Source organism: Salinicoccus carnicancri Crm, from assembly GCF_000330705.1.
In the GTDB taxonomy this organism is placed as follows: domain Bacteria; phylum Bacillota; class Bacilli; order Staphylococcales; family Salinicoccaceae; genus Salinicoccus; species Salinicoccus carnicancri.
This window is the reverse complement of the sequence record NZ_ANAM01000008.1, coordinates 551,208-573,241: the sequence shown is the minus strand read 5'-3', so window position 1 is coordinate 573,241 and position 22,034 is coordinate 551,208. Positions and strand designations below refer to the sequence as shown.

General features: G+C 46.1%; 20 protein-coding genes, 1 pseudogene and 1 CRISPR repeat array. Of the genes and pseudogenes, 14 read left to right on the top strand and 7 right to left on the bottom strand.

The window, feature by feature from the left end; all coding sequences use genetic code 11:
• The first annotated feature begins 38 nt into the window (after positions 1–38).
• The 6 genes from cas5c to cas2 are packed head-to-tail and all read left to right on the top strand — an operon-like array spanning position 39 to position 5,510.
• Entirely contained in the window at positions 39–752 is a 714-nt protein-coding gene (gene cas5c, locus C792_RS0110665) for a type I-C CRISPR-associated protein Cas5c (protein ID WP_017549438.1), read from the top strand.
• A gap of 14 nt (positions 753–766) precedes the next feature.
• Positions 767–2,659, top strand: a complete 1,893-nt coding sequence (gene cas8c / locus C792_RS0110660; RefSeq protein ID WP_017549437.1) for a type I-C CRISPR-associated protein Cas8c/Csd1 — start codon at positions 767–769, stop codon at positions 2,657–2,659.
• Positions 2,660–3,508: a type I-C CRISPR-associated protein Cas7/Csd2 gene (cas7c, locus tag C792_RS0110655; RefSeq protein WP_017549436.1), complete on the top strand. Its 849-nt coding sequence runs from the start codon at positions 2,660–2,662 to the stop codon at positions 3,506–3,508.
• 2 nt (positions 3,509–3,510) lie between these two features.
• Positions 3,511–4,179 carry a CRISPR-associated protein Cas4 gene (gene cas4 / locus C792_RS0110650; protein ID WP_017549435.1) on the top strand — a complete coding sequence of 223 codons (669 nt, stop codon included), beginning with the start codon at positions 3,511–3,513 and terminating at the stop codon, positions 4,177–4,179.
• Positions 4,176–5,204 (top strand): type I-C CRISPR-associated endonuclease Cas1c, encoded by a 1,029-nt coding sequence (gene cas1c / locus C792_RS0110645; protein ID WP_017549434.1) that lies wholly within the window; start codon positions 4,176–4,178, stop codon positions 5,202–5,204. The genes cas4 and cas1c overlap by 4 nt, the downstream gene beginning before the upstream one ends.
• A complete protein-coding gene (cas2, locus tag C792_RS14485; protein ID WP_425413717.1) occupies positions 5,205–5,510 on the top strand; it encodes a CRISPR-associated endonuclease Cas2 in 306 nt (101 codons plus the stop codon).
• Positions 5,511–5,653: 143 nt separating this feature from the next.
• Positions 5,654–9,566: direct repeats of the CRISPR family, unit length 32 nt; unit sequence GTCGCACCCCATGTGGGTGCGTGGATTGAAAT.
• Between the two features lie 77 nt (positions 9,567–9,643).
• On the opposite strand, the gene C792_RS0110640 is transcribed toward cas2, so the two are convergent.
• From C792_RS0110640 to C792_RS0110620, 5 genes and pseudogenes are all read right to left on the bottom strand, one after another.
• Positions 9,644–10,588: an ArsA family ATPase gene (locus tag C792_RS0110640; RefSeq protein ID WP_017549433.1), complete on the bottom strand. Its 945-nt coding sequence runs from the start codon at positions 10,586–10,588 to the stop codon at positions 9,644–9,646.
• A 21-nt stretch (positions 10,589–10,609) separates the two neighbouring features.
• Positions 10,610–10,867, bottom strand: a complete 258-nt coding sequence (locus C792_RS0110635; protein WP_017549432.1) for a cory-CC-star protein — start codon at positions 10,865–10,867, stop codon at positions 10,610–10,612.
• A 17-nt stretch (positions 10,868–10,884) separates the two neighbouring features.
• A complete protein-coding gene (locus C792_RS0110630) occupies positions 10,885–12,627 on the bottom strand; it encodes a carbon starvation CstA family protein (RefSeq protein ID WP_017549431.1) in 1,743 nt (580 codons plus the stop codon).
• A 336-nt stretch (positions 12,628–12,963) separates the two neighbouring features.
• Positions 12,964–13,113, bottom strand: a pseudogene (locus C792_RS14795) (SDR family oxidoreductase); the annotation flags it as partial.
• Between the two features lie 149 nt (positions 13,114–13,262).
• Positions 13,263–13,604: a DUF6176 family protein gene (locus C792_RS0110620; RefSeq protein WP_017549429.1), complete on the bottom strand. Its 342-nt coding sequence runs from the start codon at positions 13,602–13,604 to the stop codon at positions 13,263–13,265.
• 186 nt (positions 13,605–13,790) lie between these two features.
• On the opposite strand from C792_RS0110620, the gene C792_RS0110615 reads away from it, so the two are divergent.
• Positions 13,791–14,342: a TetR/AcrR family transcriptional regulator C-terminal domain-containing protein gene (locus C792_RS0110615; protein WP_017549428.1), complete on the top strand. Its 552-nt coding sequence runs from the start codon at positions 13,791–13,793 to the stop codon at positions 14,340–14,342.
• 215 nt (positions 14,343–14,557) lie between these two features.
• Here C792_RS0110615 and C792_RS0110610 read toward each other — a convergent pair whose 3' ends face one another.
• Positions 14,558–14,980 (bottom strand): universal stress protein, encoded by a 423-nt coding sequence (locus C792_RS0110610; protein ID WP_017549427.1) that lies wholly within the window; start codon positions 14,978–14,980, stop codon positions 14,558–14,560.
• 279 nt (positions 14,981–15,259) lie between these two features.
• Between C792_RS0110610 and C792_RS0110605 the strand changes: the two genes are divergently transcribed.
• The 7 genes from C792_RS0110605 (at position 15,260) to C792_RS0110575 (ending at position 21,003) form a co-directional block, all read left to right on the top strand.
• Positions 15,260–15,796: a TetR/AcrR family transcriptional regulator gene (locus C792_RS0110605; RefSeq protein WP_026090324.1), complete on the top strand. Its 537-nt coding sequence runs from the start codon at positions 15,260–15,262 to the stop codon at positions 15,794–15,796.
• A 104-nt stretch (positions 15,797–15,900) separates the two neighbouring features.
• On the top strand, positions 15,901–16,776 hold the full coding sequence (locus tag C792_RS0110600; protein WP_017549425.1) for a beta-keto acid cleavage family enzyme: 876 nt from the start codon (positions 15,901–15,903) through the stop codon (positions 16,774–16,776).
• Entirely contained in the window at positions 16,776–17,741 is a 966-nt protein-coding gene (locus C792_RS0110595) for a 3-hydroxyacyl-CoA dehydrogenase NAD-binding domain-containing protein (protein ID WP_017549424.1), read from the top strand. Before C792_RS0110600 ends, C792_RS0110595 begins: the two co-directional genes overlap by 1 nt.
• Complete coding sequence (locus tag C792_RS0110590; RefSeq protein WP_017549423.1) at positions 17,738–18,208, top strand: thioesterase family protein; 471 nt, start codon at positions 17,738–17,740, stop codon at positions 18,206–18,208. Before C792_RS0110595 ends, C792_RS0110590 begins: the two co-directional genes overlap by 4 nt.
• A 98-nt stretch (positions 18,209–18,306) precedes the next feature.
• Entirely contained in the window at positions 18,307–19,161 is an 855-nt protein-coding gene (locus C792_RS0110585; RefSeq protein WP_017549422.1) for a fructosamine kinase family protein, read from the top strand.
• A gap of 76 nt (positions 19,162–19,237) precedes the next feature.
• Positions 19,238–20,020, top strand: coding sequence for a CHAD domain-containing protein (locus C792_RS0110580; RefSeq protein ID WP_040608873.1), 783 nt, complete (start codon positions 19,238–19,240; stop codon positions 20,018–20,020).
• 164 nt (positions 20,021–20,184) lie between these two features.
• Positions 20,185–21,003, top strand: coding sequence for a hypothetical protein (locus C792_RS0110575; protein ID WP_017549420.1), 819 nt, complete (start codon positions 20,185–20,187; stop codon positions 21,001–21,003).
• Between the two features lie 67 nt (positions 21,004–21,070).
• Here the strand turns inward: C792_RS0110575 and C792_RS0110570 are convergent, their stop codons facing one another.
• On the bottom strand, positions 21,071–21,952 hold the full coding sequence (locus C792_RS0110570) for an RluA family pseudouridine synthase (protein ID WP_017549419.1): 882 nt from the start codon (positions 21,950–21,952) through the stop codon (positions 21,071–21,073).
• Between the last annotated feature and the right edge of the window lie 82 nt (positions 21,953–22,034).

Below are 22,034 nucleotides of genomic sequence, written 5' to 3'. Positions count from 1 at the left end.
TGTATTTAAGGTTTGATCAAGCGAATTGAGGTGAAAACATGAAATTTAGATCAAAGTCATTATATTTTAAAGTGTATGGACACTACGCCTTATGGACTGATATATCAAGTAAGGGAGGTGGTGAGAAACACACCTATTCTGTACCGACCCGGCAAGGGCTTCATGGAATTGCGGATAGCTTGTACTTTAAACCAACCTTTGTAAACGTCATTGATGAAGTTAAAGTCATCAATCCAATTCAGACAGATACAAAAGGTATCCGTGCAATGGTGGGGAAAGGGAAAACGGACCTCAATTATGTCACCTATTTATCCGACCCTTGTTATTACGTTAAATATCATTTTGAATGGAATGAAAGCCGGCAGGACCTTGATTACGACCGGAATCAAAAGAAACATGAAGCAATTGCTGAACGTTCAATTAAAAAGGGTGGAAGAAGAGATGTCTTTCTTGGTACCCGGGAGTGTGTAGCCAATGTTGAAGCGGTAACTGAAGATGAATATGAACAGGTGGAAAGTTTTTATCAAAACCAGACACTATCATTTGGTGTTACTTTTCACTCGTTCAAGTATCCACCTTCCCCAGGGGAGCCCTTGGTTGCGTGCTTTACAAATACCGTGATGGAAGACGGAGTGATTACTTTCAAAAATCAAGATGAGTGTGAAGTGCAGAATGAACTTTCTGATTATGAATTTAAATACCCGAAAAAAATCAAATCAGTGGAGGATGAGTTTGATGAACTGGAGGAATAGAAGGAGGTGTATCCATGAGTTTGATTACAGCTTTACTAAATACTTATAACCAAGCTGAGAAAGCCGGCCTGGTGGACAAATATGAGGAAGGTAGTACCGTGTTGCTGCCGATCTATCACAATAGTATGCGATCGGATGGACGGAACATTATTGAATGCACTATCACTAAGGATGGAAAATTTGTTAAAGCTGAATTTTTAGACGATAAAGAAAGCATCATATTTCCCGTAACAGAAAAATCACTAACGCGTTCTGGTCAAAATCCTCCTCCTCATCCACTGGTGGATAAATTGCAATATATTGCTAAAGTGGACAGACCTAAAAATGAGAGATATAAAAAAATCTTATACGATTGGTTGGATAACAGCACGAGTGAATCAACTAAATTATTTTTAAAAGCTATAAAAACATTTATCAACAGTGAAGAGATGCTGGAGGTGATCGTAAAAAGTGTATATGACGGCATAGATTATAATTTACGAAACCTGACCGTATATTACAATGATGATAAAGATAAGCCGAAGCAGGATGATTTATCCAGTGTATTTGTCACTTTCATGATTGAGGAATTTGAAGGAGCGAAAAATATCAGCATTACCCGCAATGAATCTTTGCATCAGGATTACATACAATATGTTGAACAAAATAATAAGAATAATGGTGTATGTTATTTTACCGGTAAAGAAGATTATATAGTAAAAAATCATAGGGGATTATTGGGGAATGCGAAACTAATATCGGTCAGCAACAACAAGGAAACTTATTATGGCAGGTTTAAAGCAGGAACCGACATAGTACAAGTCGGATACAGTACTTCCGAAAAAGTGCATCTCATGTTGAAATATCTCTTGGAAAATAAGAATAGTAACCAACACTTGGGAGAACAACAATATTTGATCAACTGGTTTTCAGATGATATTTCAAATGATATTGGATTGGAGGTTACTAAGCCTGGGGACAAGACGATTAATCTATTTTCAGAAATTAATCAAGAAGAGGACGACTTCATACCGGTGACTCAAAGGAATAAGAAGGTAGGGGAGGCATTCTGGGGAGGCAACACCGGACTATTGGATGTAAATACTTATTATGTAGCCATAATTGATAAGGCGAGTAACGGTCGGCTTTCCGTAAAATATTTCAAAGAGCTTTCTGTATCCCAATTATTCAGAAATTTAAAAAAGTGGCAGGATATGAACTCCTGGTGGAGATACAATTACGAATTAGATAAAACAGAACTACAGACACCACATACTTTTAACCTAATTCACACAACGTATGGCATCGAACGAGATGGAAAAATGGCGATTGACAACGGAAGCTTTAAAAAATCCCAGGAAAGAAAACTGGTTACACATATCATTGAAGGAGAAAAAATGCCTTCCGACTTTTTTGTGAAGGCCAAACTCAATATAAAAAACAGATTAAGCTATGAAAGTACCTGGAATAATTTGATGTTTGTTGCATTGTCAGTGCTTAATAATGAGAAGGAGGGGAAGTTTGATAAAATGGTAGATAAAAATAATACAGACCGTTCTTATTTGTATGGTCGTTTATTAGCTGTATATGAGAGGATTGAAAAAAGTACATTCGATAGAGATGGTGGACGTATCACCAATGCGGAAAAGTTTTGGACTTCATATACTAATAACCCGGCAACTATGATGTTGCGTCTTGAGGAGAAAATAAAATCATACGAAAAACAATTAAGGAACAGCGAAGGCAAAAGAGGTTTATATCATAAACTAACTTCAGAAAAACAAGAGATAATCAATGCTTTACATGACCATACAGACGAGAAAGAATTGAATAAATCTCTAGGATACCAATTCATTTTTGGGTATTATTCAGAAATTGATTATATTTTTTCTAAAAAAGAAGATGAAGAACAGGAGGAGGTTGTTTAAATGATTGAAAATAAAGTGGACTTTATTGCTACTGTCGTTGTTAATAATGCAAATCCCAATGGTGACCCGCTTGCTGGAAATATGCCCAGAACTGATTCCAAGGGTTATGGTGAAATGAGTGATGTGAGCATCAAGAGAAAAATTAGAAACCGTATGCAGGACTTAGGCCATGAGATTTTTGTGAAATCTCGTGATCGGGTAGATGATGATTTCTATTCACTGGAAGAAAGATACCTGGAGTATTTCAAAGGAAACAAAAATGATTTGGATGTAGAAAAAGGAGTGCAGGAAAGATGGCTGGATGTGAGAACTTTTGGTCAGGTGATCACTTATGAAAAGAAATCCATTGGTATACGTGGACCGGTATCCATAGGCATCGCCAAATCATTGGATCCAGTGGAAATCACATCCATGCAGATTACAAGAAGTACAAATGGAATGAAACCTAAAAATGAGAAGTCACGTTCTTCTGATACGATGGGGACCAAACATGTGGTCGAATTCGCCACATATGTCATCTATGGAGCAATTAATTGCTTTTACGCAGAAAGAACAGGTTTTGACCAAGAAGACTTAAAAGTGATAAAGGAAGCCCTTAGGACTTTGTTTATAAATGATGCTTCTTCGGCGCGTCCCGAAGGTTCGATGGAGGTCAAGGACATTTTCTGGTTTGAACACTCTACTAAAATAGGAAATATATCAAGTGCAAAAATCAAAGGCTTATTAGAATGGGATAAAGAAAATGACATGAAAGAAAAGTACGAAGATTATAATATTCATTTAAACGAAGAAAAACTTAAGGAATATAAGGAACTCGGACTCAAAATTGAACAACTAGAGGGTATTTGATTATGTATCGGGAAGATGATTACCTTATGCTGAGCGGGATACAGCATTTCTACTTTTGCAAACGTCAGTGGAGCTTGATTCACGTTGAGCAGCAATGGAAAGAAAACAGGTGGACGGCAGAAGGCCAGATTGTTCACAAGAAAGCGGATAATCCTTACTTAAAGGAGAAAAGGAAAAATCATTTCATTTCAAGAGCAATGCCGGTAGCTTCTTCCAAATTAGGTCTGTCAGGTATTCTTGATATTGTGGAATTCACAAAGCAGGAAGCTGCAGGGGTTGAAGTTAATGGGAAACAAGGATTGTGGCAGCCCGCTATTGTTGAATTTAAACGGGGGAAAGAAAAGAAAGATAACCGGGATATCGTTCAACTTGTTGCCCAAGTAATTTGTTTGGAAGAAACTTTGAAAGTGAACATTTCTCATTCTTTTCTATACTACAATCAAACCAATAAAAAGGTGAGGGTTGAAATAACTCAAAATTTAAGAGAAGAAGTGGAATATACTGCCCGGATAATGCATGAGGTATACAAAGAAGGGAGGACCCTTCAGGCTGAGACGTATAAAAATTGTAAAGAATGCTCATTATATGATATTTGTATTCCGCGACTCACCAAGAAAAAAATCAGTATATCAAATTATATGAGTAATCATCTGGACGAGGATATGTTATGAGAAAATTATTGAATACTTTATATATCACTAATGAAGATTTTCACTTAGGACGTGAACGTGAAAATATCGTTGTCAGGCATGAAAATAAGGTGGTCAAACGCTTTCCAATACATATACTGGAAGGCATCGTTTGCTTTAATTACACAGGAACTAGTCCGGGAGTAGTCAGATTAGCCAATGAGAATAATATATCAATTACTTATCTTACTCCGAGTGGTCAGTTTTGTGGTAAATTCATCGGTGTGACAAATGGTAATGTTCTTCTCAGAAGAGCCCAGTACAGATTGGCTGATGATGAAGAAGCCAGTCTACTGGTAGCTGCCCACTGTATTAAAGGGAAGCTCATCAATAGTCGGAAATTATTTTTAAGGTTGTTGCGTGATCATGGAGAAAAAGTGGATAAAGCCAAAGTGTTATTTACGATTGAGTATTTGAAAAGTCAAATTGAGAAAGTAGATCAATGTGCGAATCTCGATTCATTGAGAGGTGTGGAAGGAGATGCTGCTCGCCATTACTTTCAGACTTTTGATGAATTAATTTTGTACCAAAAGGAAGAATTCAAATTTGTAATGCGCTCGAAACGCCCACCCCTGAACAGAGTCAATGCCATCCTGTCTTATCTTTATAGTTTACTGACTTATGAAATACAGTCAGCTCTTGAAACTGTGGGACTCGACAGCTATGTAGGATTCTACCATACAGATCGGCCTGGAAGAGTGAGTCTGGCATTGGATTTAATTGAAGAGCTGAGGCCTTTTATGGTGGACAGATTTGTTGTGACTTTAATTAATCGAAAGCAAATCAATGAGAATGATTTTGAAGTGAAAGCGAATAAAGCTGTACTTCTGAATGACAAAGGAAGGCAGAATGTATTGAAGTTATGGCAAAGCAGAAAAAAGGAAGATATTATTCATCCCTTTATAAAAGAGAAGGTGCCTATAGGTTTAATACCATACGTGCAAGCACAATTGTTGAGCAGGTATATTAGAAAGGACATTGAAGCATATCCCCCATTTCTAACATAGGTGGTGATCAATATTCTGGTACTGGTAACTTATGATGTTAATACCGAGTCAGGTAGTGGTAAAAAAAGATTAAGGCATGTCGCAAAAAAATGTACTGATTATGGCCAACGTGTTCAAAATTCGGTATTCGAGTGCAGTGTCATGCCGGATCAATATGTTAGATTAAAAAATGAACTCAAAGAGATAATTGATAAAGAAAGAGATTCATTGAGATTTTATCTACTGGGTAAAAATTGGGATAGAAGAGTTGAAACACTGGGGAAAGATGATTCATATCATCCCGATAAAGATGTATTTATACTATAGTCAGTTATAGCGAACCTGAGTTACACATAAAGATAGGGGAGGTTCGCGTTAAAACTAGTGAATTATAGATATGAATGCACTTAAAATTGCTATAATATTTCGCTTATGTATTATAGTAGTGCTTTTTCATGATTAAATAGGCAGTCGCACCCCATGTGGGTGCGTGGATTGAAATTACAGCTGATGATAGCGAAAGAGAATTTGAGAAACAGTCGCACCCCATGTGGGTGCGTGGATTGAAATTAAATTTAGGTATAAAATAGACACCCATTACTGAGGTCGCACCCCATGTGGGTGCGTGGATTGAAATCTGTTGAACGGAATTGCCTGAACCACCTCATTATGGTCGCACCCCATGTGGGTGCGTGGATTGAAATCTCCACCCACACATCGCTCTCCATCACGTCTTTAGTCGCACCCCATGTGGGTGCGTGGATTGAAATATGAAAGTGGCGAGAGAATCTTGCAGCTGCGCCAGTCGCACCCCATGTGGGTGCGTGGATTGAAATGATGACCTTAAATGTCTCTTTATCATCGAGAGTGCTGTCGCACCCCATGTGGGTGCGTGGATTGAAATAAAAGAAAGGAGTGATAGTATGTCTGGTTATTATAGTCGCACCCCATGTGGGTGCGTGGATTGAAATATTTCAGTCTGTTTTTGTTTCGCAAACTCTTTTTGTCGCACCCCATGTGGGTGCGTGGATTGAAATTAAATTTGGACATAAAAATAGACACCCATTACTGAGTCGCACCCCATGTGGGTGCGTGGATTGAAATAAGAAACGGAGCACAACCGTGTCGCCTTCATTGATCGTCGCACCCCATGTGGGTGCGTGGATTGAAATTTCTCTTCTTCCCTGTCGTCGATCAATTGATTAATGTCGCACCCCATGTGGGTGCGTGGATTGAAATGATATTAATAATCTCCTCCCCTTTTTTGTATATTTGTCGCACCCCATGTGGGTGCGTGGATTGAAATAGTCAGCGCCTCATATACGTCCCTCGTATATATTGTCGCACCCCATGTGGGTGCGTGGATTGAAATTACCTCCTGAAATTGTGCGTCCTCGACGCTATTATCGTCGCACCCCATGTGGGTGCGTGGATTGAAATATATTACTTATTGAGGATGAAAAGAAGGGAAGGGAGTCGCACCCCATGTGGGTGCGTGGATTGAAATACTTTGTCATCCGCAATTCATCTGCCAATCGTTCGAGTCGCACCCCATGTGGGTGCGTGGATTGAAATATATTACTTATTGAGGATGAAAAGAAGGGAAGGGAGTCGCACCCCATGTGGGTGCGTGGATTGAAATAATTTGTTATCTACAAGTAATAGTCTAGCCTCAAAGTCGCACCCCATGTGGGTGCGTGGATTGAAATAGAAAATCAGATAGAAGCATTAATCAATGGCGAAACGTCGCACCCCATGTGGGTGCGTGGATTGAAATTAAAAGAAAGCCATTAATATAAGCGATTTTAAAGGTCGCACCCCATGTGGGTGCGTGGATTGAAATATCTAAAAATGTAAGTTACGCCGGCCGGTCATTAAGTCGCACCCCATGTGGGTGCGTGGATTGAAATATCAGACAATCCGAATCGTTATATATATAGAGCAGTGTCGCACCCCATGTGGGTGCGTGGATTGAAATTTCTTATTCAAAAAGTATTAATTCAAAAATAGATGTCGCACCCCATGTGGGTGCGTGGATTGAAATTCGAAAACACTTTTCAACTGTTGCCAAAATTAGAGCGTCGCACCCCATGTGGGTGCGTGGATTGAAATATTACTGTCTTGATATTCTCTGGCTGTTCCAAATCGTCGCACCCCATGTGGGTGCGTGGATTGAAATGCGACGGAGTGTATCTTAATTGATATGCTCCGTTGTCGCACCCCATGTGGGTGCGTGGATTGAAATTGTCGTATAAGTTTCAGTCGCATAATTCATAATTCGTCGCACCCCATGTGGGTGCGTGGATTGAAATTATTTTATCCCTTATTGCTTGTCTGACTTGCTCGAGTCGCACCCCATGTGGGTGCGTGGATTGAAATAAATCGGTCTATGATCTGTTTATCAACATAGCCCGTCGCACCCCATGTGGGTGCGTGGATTGAAATTTCTCGAAATATAATAACATTAGTTCTAACGTTCGTCGCACCCCATGTGGGTGCGTGGATTGAAATCGATAATGGCAGTCAATAGTGGTTATGCAGTCATGTCGCACCCCATGTGGGTGCGTGGATTGAAATCCTCCCCCTTTTGACTGATTGCTTGGATGATTGCCTGTCGCACCCCATGTGGGTGCGTGGATTGAAATTGGGAGTGCTTCTGGTTTGGGAAATGCACTTAATCAGTCGCACCCCATGTGGGTGCGTGGATTGAAATACCCAGTTTCCGCTTTCTTTCCGCGCCATTACCAGTCGCACCCCATGTGGGTGCGTGGATTGAAATGTTATATAACACGTATAAATGATAGACAGTCCATGTCGCACCCCATGTGGGTGCGTGGATTGAAATATTTTGTTTATCTTCTAGTTCCTGTGCCCGCAGGCGTCGCACCCCATGTGGGTGCGTGGATTGAAATAGCTATGCCCTATTACAATGCAAATCAAGCAATTGTCGCACCCCATGTGGGTGCGTGGATTGAAATACGCATGAGTTTAAAGCACAGACGAACGAGAGAATGTCGCACCCCATGTGGGTGCGTGGATTGAAATATTGACAGCTTGCTTTATAGTTTCTTTGTATTTATGTCGCACCCCATGTGGGTGCGTGGATTGAAATATTGACAGCTTGCTTTATAGTTTCTTTGTATTTATGTCGCACCCCATGTGGGTGCGTGGATTGAAATGCTTAGAGTTCATATGATGCCATTTGATTTAACGTGTCGCACCCCATGTGGGTGCGTGGATTGAAATCCGGACGCCACCCACCGTCATCGGTTTTGAAATGGTCGCACCCCATGTGGGTGCGTGGATTGAAATTTTGGTCCGCTTTTCAATGAACGTATCCGTATCAGTCGCACCCCATGTGGGTGCGTGGATTGAAATAAAAAAGGTCAAATGCCGTATGGTCGCACAATCGAGTCGCACCCCATGTGGGTGCGTGGATTGAAATGTTCATGACGCCTGCCAGTTCTTTAGCCACTGTTGTCGCACCCCATGTGGGTGCGTGGATTGAAATTGTGTCTTTTGTGAAACCATCAATATTTGCTTTAACGTCGCACCCCATGTGGGTGCGTGGATTGAAATACGTTATCGCACACAGCCGCTCAGAAGGCACTGCGTCGCACCCCATGTGGGTGCGTGGATTGAAATCCCGATTCCTGACTTTTAAAGTCCACCGGTGAGATCGTCGCACCCCATGTGGGTGCGTGGATTGAAATAAATCCTCCACGGCATGTATGGTTTCTCGCTGTACTGTCGCACCCCATGTGGGTGCGTGGATTGAAATGTTTAAAACAGCGAATTCATCCGCTCCATCTCCCCGTCGCACCCCATGTGGGTGCGTGGATTGAAATCATCCGAAGAAGGAGAATCGGATGAGGGCTCCGGAGTCGCACCCCATGTGGGTGCGTGGATTGAAATAGTTGGGCACCCGGACATCTGCAAAGATCAATCAGTCGCACCCCATGTGGGTGCGTGGATTGAAATAATTTCTGACCGACAATAATCGTATTGGACGACAGTCGCACCCCATGTGGGTGCGTGGATTGAAATCTTTAAATATTGATCAGCAACTGCCATCAATACTGGTCGCACCCCATGTGGGTGCGTGGATTGAAATTCCAATGACTTTAGACAACCGTGTGATGTGCTTGCGTCGCACCCCATGTGGGTGCGTGGATTGAAATTGTGCGATCCATGCATACTTTGATAATTGTTTCAGTCGCACCCCATGTGGGTGCGTGGATTGAAATTCACATGAGATGGAATCCGAACTCATGGAGCGCATTGTCGCACCCCATGTGGGTGCGTGGATTGAAATCTCTTTGTTAGGGTGTACAGTTTCAGGGGTATCGACGTCGCACCCCATGTGGGTGCGTGGATTGAAATAAATAGGCAGATAATGAACAAGGACTATAAAAGCAGCACACTGTTCATTTGAAGAACAGCGTGCTGCTTTTGTATATTTAATCTTTGTTTTTGGCCATCTCATAATACCCGCTGAACTTATCCAGTTCATCAATACTTGTGATGTCATGGGGGAGAAGGGGGACATGGATCAGTTTCTGATCTGTAAATGTATCTTCTATTTCCCGGAGATACCGGCCTTCATACTGCCGTCTCTGCTCGAGGAAGCTGCCGTCGGCTTCATCGGGCAGGACTTTATTGACGATGAGTGTTTTTACGTGCAGATGATATTGGTCAAGCAGGTCGACGGCTTTCTTTGTTTCGAGTATAGGCAGCCGCTCGGGATTCAGTACGAAGATAAATCCGGTTTTCCCGGATTCGAGAAGGATTTTCCGTGCTTTCTCGAAACGATTCTGACGTTCGAGCAGCACATCATATATTGGATCTTCCACTGGCTCTCCGTCGTTCAGCAGCTGGGTATAGTTCTCGTTTGTCTTCTGACGCTTTTTCAATAGTCCCTCGATCCACACACCCATCAGTTCCGGCAGTGTGAGCAGCCTGATTGTATGCCCTGTGGGGGCGGTGTCGAATACGAGGTTATCGAATTCTCCTTCTTCTTCAAGAATGATGGACACCAGTTTGTCGAATAGTGCGGATTCATCTGCGCCTGGAGAAGCTCTGGCTGTATCGAGCTGGCGGTTGACTTCCTCAATCATGCTGGATTGTACAGTGCCTCTGATGTTCTCTTTAACTGAGTCGATATATTTTTTCGTTTCATTTTCCGGATCGATTTCCAGTGCATGGAGGTTATCTGCTATCTCTGTCGTCTCCCCGCCGATCTGCTGTGAAAAGATATCCCCGAGATTGTGCGCCGGGTCTGTCGAAATGAGCAGGGTCTTTTTCCCTGATTTTGCGAGTCTCCATGCGATGGCAGCAGCGGATGTGGATTTTCCAACACCGCCTTTCCCTCCGATGAAAAGAATCTTTTTGTCATAAATGCTCATAGGTATGCTCCTTTAATATGATCAGCAGCAGCGGATGCCTGTCAGTGGTGATTTGTCCATGCCCATGCGGAGGTGCCAGTCATGGAAATCCTCGATGATGTGCGGATACAGTTCCAGAGTATAGTAGTAGACCGGATTTGGTATACCGATCATCTCGGAGTAGAGGAGGAGCAGGAACATGTCATCCTGGTCTCTCAGCTCCCTTGCTACTTCCGTCCGGTGCGGCATTTCAAGCACTTCCTCATAAAAGCGGACCAGTTTTTTGGCTTTGTCCAACATCATTATCACCTCATTGATCAGTCGTTCCGGTATTTTTCAAGTTCATCATCGAATTTTCCGCTCAGAGCCTGTATGGATGTGATGATTATCCATATCGAGAAGACGAATATGATTGCCCCCAGTATGAACAGCAACAGGTTTGATTCTTCTGCATACCAGGCCCATTCGAAGAACACCTGGACAAACATCGCGTACAATGTCATGAAAAGGAGGAAGATCATCGGTATGAGTGTGGCGATATAGTTGATGCCCCGCCTCTTCAGCCATATGGAAATCAGCAGCAGACTGATTCCGGCAAGCAGCTGGTTGGATGTTCCGAACAGCGGCCAGATGAGATAGCCGCCGGAACCGAAACCATTCGGTCCTTCTGGGAGGAGGACCAGTGCTGCAGTGGAGACGACCGCGACAGAAGTGGCGACATGCTTTTTCGTCAGTGGCTGCACTTTATACTCAGAACCGATCTCTGCGATGATATACCGCATGAGGCGGACCGAGGTATCAAGTGTCGTGGCGGCAAAGCTCACGACTATGATGGATACGATTGTCGTGGCGACATTTTCCGGTATGCCGAGGCCCCCGGCAAGCACTGCCGCACCCTCGACAAAGTTGCCGAGCCCGGTGGCATTGGCTTCATTGAAGCTGGAGTAGGTGGCAGTGAATTCATCGGCACTGTTGAACAGCGTTACGACCGCAAGGATTGAAATCAGTGCAAGTATGCCTTCACCGACTGCTCCGAAATAGCCGACGAAGCGGGCATCGGTCTCCTTGTCCAGCTGCTTGGAAGATGTACCTGATGACACGAGGCCGTGGAAGCCTGAAATCGCTCCGCAGGCAATCGTGATGAATAACAGTGGCAGCCAGGAGGTGTCTGCATCCCCGTTTGTAGCCGGTGCACTGATGGTCGGGTTCGTCAGCAGCAGGCCTGCATACATGATGATGAGTCCGACAGTCAGCTGGTGGGAGTTGATGAAATCCCTCGGCTGCAGCAACTTCCATACAGGCAGGGTCGATGCAATGTATACATAGATCAGCAGTATGACAATCCAGATCATGAATGCGGTTGAAACGGAACCGAGACCGAACAGCCCCGCAGCTTCCTCACCGCCCATATAGGAGACGAGGTCGATCTGCAGCCACGAGACCTCCGCCGTGACAATCGCCCCCAGGTACATGACAGCAAGTGCAAGCAGGGAAGGTACAAGCATCCTCACATTCCGTTTGTATGCCGCATAACCGATCCATATGGCGAGTGGTATCTGTATGAAGACTGGGACGATGCTTGCAGGATATGTAATGAACAGGTTTGCAATCACCCAGGCAAAGACTGCGTTGATCATCAGTACAAGCGTCAGTATGATGAACAGGAACAGGATCTTCCCCCGTCTGCCGATGAACTTCTCGGCTATCGTGCCAATCGACTGGCCCTTATTGCGCACCGACAGTGCCAGTGTACCGAAATCGTGGATGCCGGCGGCGAAGACAGTTCCCAGGATGACCCATAGAAAGGCCGGCAGCCAGCCCCAGTAGACGGCAATGGCGGGACCGAGAATCGGCGCGGCACCCGCGACGGAAGTGAAGTGGTGGCCCCACAGTACGAATTTGTTCGTCGGCACAAAATCCACACCGTCCTTATATTTATGAGCCGGTGTAACATAGTTCGGATCGAGTCTGTAGATACGTTCTGCGATGAATTTGGAATAGTAGCGGTAGCCCAGAACAAAAACGGCGAGTCCCAGGATGGCGACAAGTATGGCATTCAATGGATCCACTCCTCTTTGGATGATGTTAAATGAGATTATACCGAATATTCAAATAACTGTAAATGGAGGCGGTTTCCGGAGCCGTCGTGAACTTTGCAGGCTGTTGCGCTGCAGTCCGGAGTGTCACTGATTTCTGGTTCGCATACTGCATTCCCCATAATTTATGTTGGTGAGAATCTCTCACTTCTGTTCACTCTTACACATAGTAATTTATCATAAATTACATAACAGGAATTTTATATATTGTAATATCGAAGGCAGCAAATGATGGGTTAAAGAAGCGGAACCTTTACTTTCCGGTTCCGCTTTTCCGATGAATCGATATTCGTTTGTCATCTAGCTTGTAGCACCCATGCCGCCGTCGACTCTGTACTGTGAACCAGTGACGAATTTACTGTCGTCTGATGCGAGGAACAGTACGACGTTGGCGATGTCTTCCGATTCAGCATAACGGCCGAGCGGCACGCTTTCTGTGATTGCTCTCTTAAAGTCATTGATATAGGATGTCTACCTCATGTCCTGATCGCGGAAACCATTTTGCGTTGAAATCAAACTTTGGGAGTAGGCCGCGGGCATGGCTGGAAACATAATGTCCCCCTGCCGGATAACCCGGCAGGGGGACAAGGTGGTTAAGCTTATTTCATCACTTCGCGTACTTTTTCCGGCATCATCATGACTTCCGCTTCCATGTCATCCGGCCGGAATGTCTTGTCGATGCATTCGTCCATGAATTCGATGTGCTTCTGGTCGATGTATGCGTCTTCTATCGCTTCCGGGTTTTTATCATCCTGTACACTGTACCAGTACAGATATTCCCGGTTGTCGAATTTTTCACGGAAAATCGTCTCGACATACATTTTCTCACCTTCGAGGCCGAGCAGTACATCATCCATGTGGTTGTGCATATATTCGAACCACTCATCCACACATTCGCTTTTGCCCGGTTTTACTCTGAACTTTGTCAGTTCTACTCTCATAATTGCCTCCTTCCGGCTGTGTAAAGGAATGGTCCACCCTTTACAGATTTGCCTGCGAATCACACATTTGTATATAATATATACCATGGATTCCATGTAATACTATAACCAGTTTTGATGGAACTGTGAATTAATACCCACACAGACCTTTTATGAGTAATAATTTGAAATGGGGATTTCCTGATTATGAAGCAGACGGACAGAAGAGTCGCGAAATCGATAGATGCAATCAAGAGTGCATTGACAGGCCTCCTTGAGCAGAAGAGCTTTGAAGAGATTTCTGTCATGGAGATCACGCGATGCGCGAATGTTGCCCGCAAGACGTTCTACCTGCATTACACAGATAAATATGATCTGCTGGATTCAGTCATTGATGAGCACATCGGGGCGTTGAAATACCGGACTGAACTGGGTGTCGGCCTTGAGCACAGTGAGTCTGAGTTCCTGTGGTTCGAATACATAGAGAAGCATTTCATATTTTTCTCCAGTATGCTCGGCGGGAACAGCACTGAACATTTCCGCAAGCGTTTCCTCCAATTGATACTCGATGACACGAGAGTGGAGATGGAGGACTTCATAGAAGGTGAAAGGGACAGGGAAGTTGCCGCCCGTTTCTTCTCGTACGGTGTGCTTGGGATAATTGAATGGTGGCTCGCAAGCGACCAGCCGGAGGATGCACGCACAATTGCTGAACGGACCGGGCTGTTGTATCATATGATTGTTCCCGATCGGCAATGATGTTGAGTCATTCAGGGGTGAGTTCGTGATTCTCACGGGTATGGACCGGGGGGCAGATCCCTGTTAACATACATCGGTTTCCAGAGACTCAAAGCTGTATATCCCCGGCACCGGGGCATCTGTTCAAATTTAAAACTCGCATGAAAAGATACCCGCCGGTCCGGGCTTGAGGTGCTCCTCAATTGCAGGCTGGCGGGTATTTGATATCGCGGTGTTTACTTGATGATGAGGACCGGTATGTTGACACGCTTTGCCAGTTTATGCGTAACATGTCCCAGCACATGCTTGATATCGCGTTTTGACCGTTTGTTGCTCATTACGACGATTTCATAATCATTCTCGTTCACTTCATTCATAAGTTCCGGAATGATACGGCCGGTCTTGAACGAAGTTCTGTATTTGATGCCCAGTTCATCCAGTTGATCCGTGAAGGGCTTGAGATCTTCAACCTTGTCCTTTGTGATATCCTCAAAGTGCTTACCGTGGTATTTTACGTTGTCCGCCTGTTCTGTCTCCGAAATTACGTTGAAGATTGTGACTCTGGAATCCTTGCTTCCCCCAGTCAGTTTGGCAAGCTCATCGGGGACGTTGCTGAAGGAGTTACCGAAATCATAGGGAAGGAGAATACTTTTGTACATCTAATAACACATCCTTTTTGTATTGTATGATTATAAGTATATAGTATTATACTTGATTTTACCCTTCACTGGTCTAAAAAAACTTTAAAAAAGGATGCCGGAAATATATTTGAAAATTATCTTCCTTATCGGAAAACAATGTCATCCGTGGTCCTGTCGCAGAATCCGGGATCATGAATCAGAAATGGTATATGGAATGATTCGTCATGTTTAATATCAAGGTCACTTTCGGTTATTATAATATATATGCAAATAACAGTATTGGAAGGCAGGATGATTATGGCAAGGGTTTCTAAAAAGATGCAGCTGCTGGAGGCGGCAGCAGGGATTGTAAATGAACAGGGCAGCGATTTTCTTACGCTGGATGCCGTCGCTGAAAGGGCAGGGGTAAGCAAGGGCGGATTGATCTATCATTTCAGGAACAAGGATGCACTGATCCGCGGTCTTGTTGAGCACGCCGATCAGATGTACCGTGATAATGTGGACAGCCATTTTGCTGCGGATGATGGATCCAACGGCAGGTGGCTGCGCGCTTTCATCGAAGCGACACGGCAGATCAGGGCGGATAATGCAAACATCACATCAGGCATGCTCGCCGCCCAGGGCATCAACCGCGAACTGCTTGCGCCACTGCAGGAAACTTACAGCGGATGGCAGGAAAAGATAGAGCAGGACGGAATCGACAATGTGGATGCCACCATCATCCGCCTCGCAGTGGACGGCCTGTGGTTGTCAGAGGTGTTCGGGCTGGATGCGATAGATGAAGATATGCGCAGGAAGGTGCTCGATCGTCTGAGCAGCTATACGGAAAAATAAAAAAAGAGCATCTGAACCATTGAAAAAATACCGACTGGTTGGTATACTATCCGACGTGTTAAAAAATAATAATAGCGGAGGTAGTTGTTTTGGCTAGAAAAGTAATGTTGACCGCAGCGATTACGGGTGCTGGGGATACAGTGGAAAAGAACGAAAACGTACCGGTGACACCACAGGAGATAGCGGATTCTGCCATCAGGGCGGCGAAAGCCGGCGCGACGGTCGCCCACCTGCATGTGCGTGACCCTGAGACAGGAGGCATCAGCCATGATACTGAACTGTTCCGTGAAGCGGTCCGCCTGATCCGTGAATCCGACCAGGATGTCGTTATCAATCTGACATCCGGCGGCGGCGGAGACTTCATCCCGGACATGGACAACCCGTACCAGGCCGGGGAGGGTTCCGATATGCAGACGCCCAAGGAGCGGCACGAGCCAATCGGTGCACTGCTGCCGGAAATGTGTACGCTCGACTGCGGCAGTGTCAATTTCGGTGATGCGGTATACCTGAGCCCTTCGGACTGGCTGAGGCAGCAGGCGAAGCTCGTCAAGGATGCGGGTGTGAAGCCTGAGCTGGAATGCTTCGATACCGGACATATCGCTTTTGCCAAGCAGCTCATCAAAGAAGGTCTCATTGAAGGCGAACCCCTATTCCAATTCTGCCTCGGTATTCCATGGGGGGCTGAAAATGATGCGGAAACAATAGAATATTTCAAGACACGCCTTCCGGAAAACGCCCACTGGTCTGCATTCGGCATCGGCCGCATGCAGCTGCCGACAGTCGAGGAAGCTGCAAAACGCGGCGGCAATGTGCGCGTCGGGCTGGAAGATAATATATATATGGCCAAAGGTGTCAAGGCGACGAATGAGTCATTGGTTGAGAAAGCTGTGGAAATCCTGAAGGAACAGGGCGTGGAACCGATGACACCACAGGAAGCACGCGAATTCTATAATCTCAGGAATCCGAAAGGGGGCCAATGATGAAGTTCGCAATCGTTGGAACAGGCGTCATCGGCTCCGGCTGGATTACGCGTATACTCGCACATGGGCATGATGTGGTGGCAACAGACCTTGCTGATGGTGCATATGAATCAATGATGAAGCAGGTGGAGCAGAACTGGCCGTATGCCGAGCAGCTGGGGCTCGCACCGGGTGCATCCATCGACCGTCTGACGTTCACACCGAACCTCGGGGAGGCGGTGAAGGACGCGGATGTCATCCAGGAGAATGTGCCTGAAGTGGAATCCATCAAGGATACTGTGCTGCGTCAAATCGATGCATATGCACCCCCCGGGGCGCTGATCGGCTCAAGTACATCCGGCATCATGCCGTCCGAACTTCAGCAGAACCTGAACCATCCGGAACGCTTTGTCGTGGCACATCCGTTCCACCCGGTCTATATACTCCCGCTTGTCGAAATCGTTCCGGGCGGGAAGACGAGCGAAGAGAACGTGAAAAAGGCGGAACTGGTATATGAAAGTATCGGCATGGATGTTCTTCATGTACGCAGGGAAATCGAGGGCCATATCGCAGACCGCCTGATGGAGGCACTGTGGAGAGAGGCCCTCCATATCGTCAATGACGGCATTGCAACGACCGAGGAAGTGGACAAGGCATTCACACACGGAGCGGGGCTGAGATACGCCCAGCACGGACCGTTCATGACATTCCATCTGGCAGGCGGTGAAGGCGGCATGCGCCACATGCTGAAGCAGTTCGGCCCGGCGCTCAAAAAGCCGTGGACGAAGCTTGAAGCCCCCGAACTCACACAAAATCTGTATGATAGTGTTGTAAGCGGTTGTGAATCTTCTTCAAATGATTATACGATGTCCGAGCTCGACCAGAACCGCAATGAATTCCTGGTTAAGGTGAAACAGCTGGCGGAAGAATACTGGCTGACTCAGACTGAAGCGATGAGAAAAAATGAAAAGGCGGCTCAGTTATGACAGTAAAAGCGTATGAGTACAAAACGACCGTCCCGATGGGCTGGGTCGATCACAACGGCCACATGAACGACGGTGAATACGGCCGTGCGTTCAGTGATGCCGGCATGGTATGGCTGGCACAGATGGGACTGGATACGGAGAAGATCGAGGAGATTTCCTATACAATCTTCACACTCGAGAATCACATTGTTTATCAGAAGGAAGTCTTCGGCGGGGATGAGATCACCGTCCGGATCAGAATCCATGATTATGACGCCAAACGCCTGCATGTCTTCATGACACTGCATGATCCACACGGTGACCAGTGTGCAGCATATGAAGTCATGTATATGGGGATGGACAGGCAGACGGGACGTCCGGCACCGTTTCCGGAATTTTTCGCACGGACGGTCGCAGATTACTACAGCATGCAGGATAATGACGTCGACATCAAAGAGATGGGACGCACAATAGGAATCAGAAGATGATGTTGAAAAGCGGCAGCCGGATTCCGGCTGCCGCTTTTTAATCTGGCGGTAAAAGGGAAGAGTATTCATATGAGATTCCATTGTAAGGAGAGGATATATTGAATCAGGAATGGATTGAAAAACTGCCTTTGGACGGCATCAGGAATATCATCCCGGTCGCAGGAGGAGACGTCAACGATGCCTACCGGGTCGAAACGGACGATGAGCCGAAGTTCCTCCTTGTCCAGCCGGGGCAGTCTGAAGCGTTCTATGCCGCGGAAATCGCCGGTCTCGAAGCATTTGAAGAGGCAGGCATCACTGCTCCGAGAGTCATAGGCAGTGGAGAGTTTGACGACGGTGCCTGGCTGCTGCTGACCTATCTGAAGGAAGGGGCAGGCAGCCAGAAAGACCTGGGGCGGATGGTGGCGAAGATGCATCAGACACATCAGAATGCCGGGATTTTCGGGTTCGATCAGCCGCATGAAGGCGGTAATATTTCATTCGACAACGGATGGACAGATTCATGGAGTGAACTTTTCATCGCCCGGCGGATGGATGTATTGAAGGAAAGAATCATGGATAAAGGGCTGTGGACAACAGAGGAGTCGGAAACTTACATGAAAGTGCGGGATGTCATGACAGCAGAACTGGCAGAACATTCAAGCGATCCGTCACTCCTGCATGGAGATCTGTGGGCGGGTAATTACATGTTCCTTTCCGACGGCAGGCCGGCACTCTTCGACCCGTCCCCGCTGTACGGCGACCGGGAATTCGATCTCGGGGCAACCACAGTGTTCGGCGGCTTCTCGGGAGACTTCTATGATGCCTATGAAGCTGAATATCCGCTAGCGGAAGGTGCCTGGGAACGGATTCGTTTCTATCGCCTGTACCTTCTGATGGTCCACCTTGCAAAGTTTGGAGAAATCTATAAAACAAGTGTCCATGGAGCGATGCAGGATATTTTAAACGAATAACCGTCATAATTTCTGCCGCAACGGGGAAGCATACCGTAAATATATGAGGTGGAATCGAAAGGTGACTCAGGAGATCATGGAACAGATACAGAAAAGACTGGGCAGACGTATGGACAAGTTGAAGAAATCATATACCGACTATCAGAATAATCCATTCGACAAAGAGGCGGCCCATCGGATCCGCACGGACAGCAGGAAGCTCCGCAGCATGCTGAGCTTTCTTAAGAAGGTGATGGATGGCGAAGAGTATCAGAAGCTGAACGGGGAGCTGAGGAAACTGGCTCTGATTTACGGTCCGGTGCGCGAAGTGGATATACTGACGGAGTGGTGTGCCGAAATTGCGCGTCAAAAGCCCGGCTTGAGCGATCGGTACAGGGCACTGTTCAACTATCTCGGAAAAAAACGGCGCAGGGAAATGCGCCGGACATTCAACAAGACCAATGTAAAAACTGCAGAGTCTGCCATAGAGACGGCAGAGACTGGAATCAGGCACCTTACACTGAAAGAGAGGGATGACTGGGACGCCTATATCAAAAAGCATCTCATTAAAAAGTATAAAAGACTGGGTGATGAGTATGAAAATGTCGACCTGGATGACTTTGAGAAAGTCCATGAGACTAGAAAGCGGGCCAAAAAGGTACGCTTTTCTGCAAAATATTTTGGAAAGCTGTCATCCGTCAGGCACAGGAAAATCGCCAAAAACGCAAAACGGATCCAGGATGAATTAGGAAAGATAACAGATGCCGGGACGAACCGCCGTCTGCTGGAAAACTATGCTGAAAAGGCGGAGGACGGGGAACTCGACAAATTGTTTGGTAAAATGTCAGAAGAGCAGGAGGAATTAATTGCAAAAGGCTGAGGGACAAAGAGGGACATGCCCAAGATACCACCTGGCTTTCGGCACAGCTGTATAGAACCCTGGAAAAGCGGAGTAGCTGATGTCCCCAATCCGATTTGACCGCTCTCCAGCACAGCCCTATAATTAAGTTGAATTGTTACAAACTTGTGAATGGGGTTATTACTATGAAAAACAGGAGTGCATCATTAAAATTTGCCACAGTGATACTGGGGAGTACTCTGTTCCTCGGTGCCTGCAGTAATCCGTTCAATTCCCTGGCGGATGAAATCAACAGCTGGGTGAACAGCGATGATTCTGCCGAGGAGGAGCCGACGGAAGAGGATGCAGCTGAAGGACAAACATCGGAGGATACAGCCGGGACGGCTGATACGGAAACATCCGACGAAGGTCAGTCTGAAGGGACGGACAGTGATTCTGAAGAAACTGAAGTCCAGCCGAAGGACTACAGCGGCCTGTTGGGCGAAGGGGAGGAGACGACTCTTGAATCCGGCACGCATGCAGTCGGAAATGATATTCCTGCCGGCAGGTATGTGATTGCTGCCGATACCGGCATAGGCAACCTGTTCATCAGCGATGATTCGGACCGGACGATTTTAAGCACGACGCTCAATGGTGAAGAGGAAGCGCAGGATTATGGTTCAGGCGAGGTGCTCGCTTTTCTGGAAGAGGGACAGTCGATTGAAATCAATGGTCTGGAAAATGTGAGTTTTACGCCGTATGAAACGGAGGAAGTATCCGAGCTGTTCACAGGCATGTGGGTTGTGGGTGAGGATTTCCCCGCAGGTGTATATGAAATCACGGCAGAAGATGAAGGGCAGTTCGGCACTCTTGAAACATACACACATCCGGACAGTGTGAAGGCACGCTTCTCCCTGGGTGATTCAGAGTACGGCGGCATGTCGTCATTTGTCACTTCTTTTGAAGAGGGTGACATTGTCATACTGCGGAATTATCCGTCCATCACGCTTACACAGAGAGATTAGCTTCATGGAAAAAGGCAAAGCCTCCCGGGCTTTGCCTTTTTCGTGCATAGTTGTGTCTGACTTTGCTTCAGATTTTGCGTGTGAATGCTGCAGGGGTTTTCGATTCGAAACGCATGATTTCGCCGGTTGCAGGATGTTTGAACTGGAGTGCACTTGCATGCAACCCAAGACGGCCGATGATATTTTTACGGGAACCGTACTTTTTGTCCCCGATAATCGGATGGCCGATGTCCTGCATGTGGACACGGATCTGATTCTTGCGGCCTGTCTCCAGGTTCACCTGCAATAAGGATGATTCCCGGCCTGCTTTTAATACCTTATAGCGGGTCACAGCTTTCTGACCTTTGTTCGGCCTGGAGCTTGAACGCATCGTAAGCGTCTTATCCTCCGTCAGCCAGGAAGTGACTGTGCCATTTTCCTTGACGGTGCCCTCAACGAGTGCAATGTACGTCCGCTCCCGCACGCTGGACTTCCAGGCATTCTGCAGACGCTGCTGGGTCTGTTTGCTTTTTGCAAACAGCATGACGCCCGAAGTGTCACGGTCCAGCCGGTGCACAATGAAAATACGGCCTTTCGGATTGCCGCTTTTTACATAATCCGACAGCTGCCGGTATGCGGTCGCCTGCTTTTCCTTATCCGAGGCGATCGTCAGCAGACCGGCTTCCTTGTCGATTACGATAAGATCATCATCTTCATACAGGATTTCAATCCCCCTGACTTTCACTTTGGGATTGGCACCCTGGGAAAGGATGGTGATACGGTCGCCGGGTGTCAGTGTCTCATTGAACTGTGTCGTTACAGTGTCATTTACAGTGACCTGTCCGCGGCTGAGCATGCCTTTAACTGCCTTTCTGCTTTCTGACGGCATCATTTCAAACAGGAACTTCAGCAGTTCCTCCGGCTCCCGGACGATCCATCCGGCTTTCTTTTCATTCGATTTCTTCTTCATCAAAATTTTCCCCTGTTCCATACCGGCATGTGCCGGGGTGTGATAGTGTCCATCTAATATTACTATAATATGAGGAAGTATA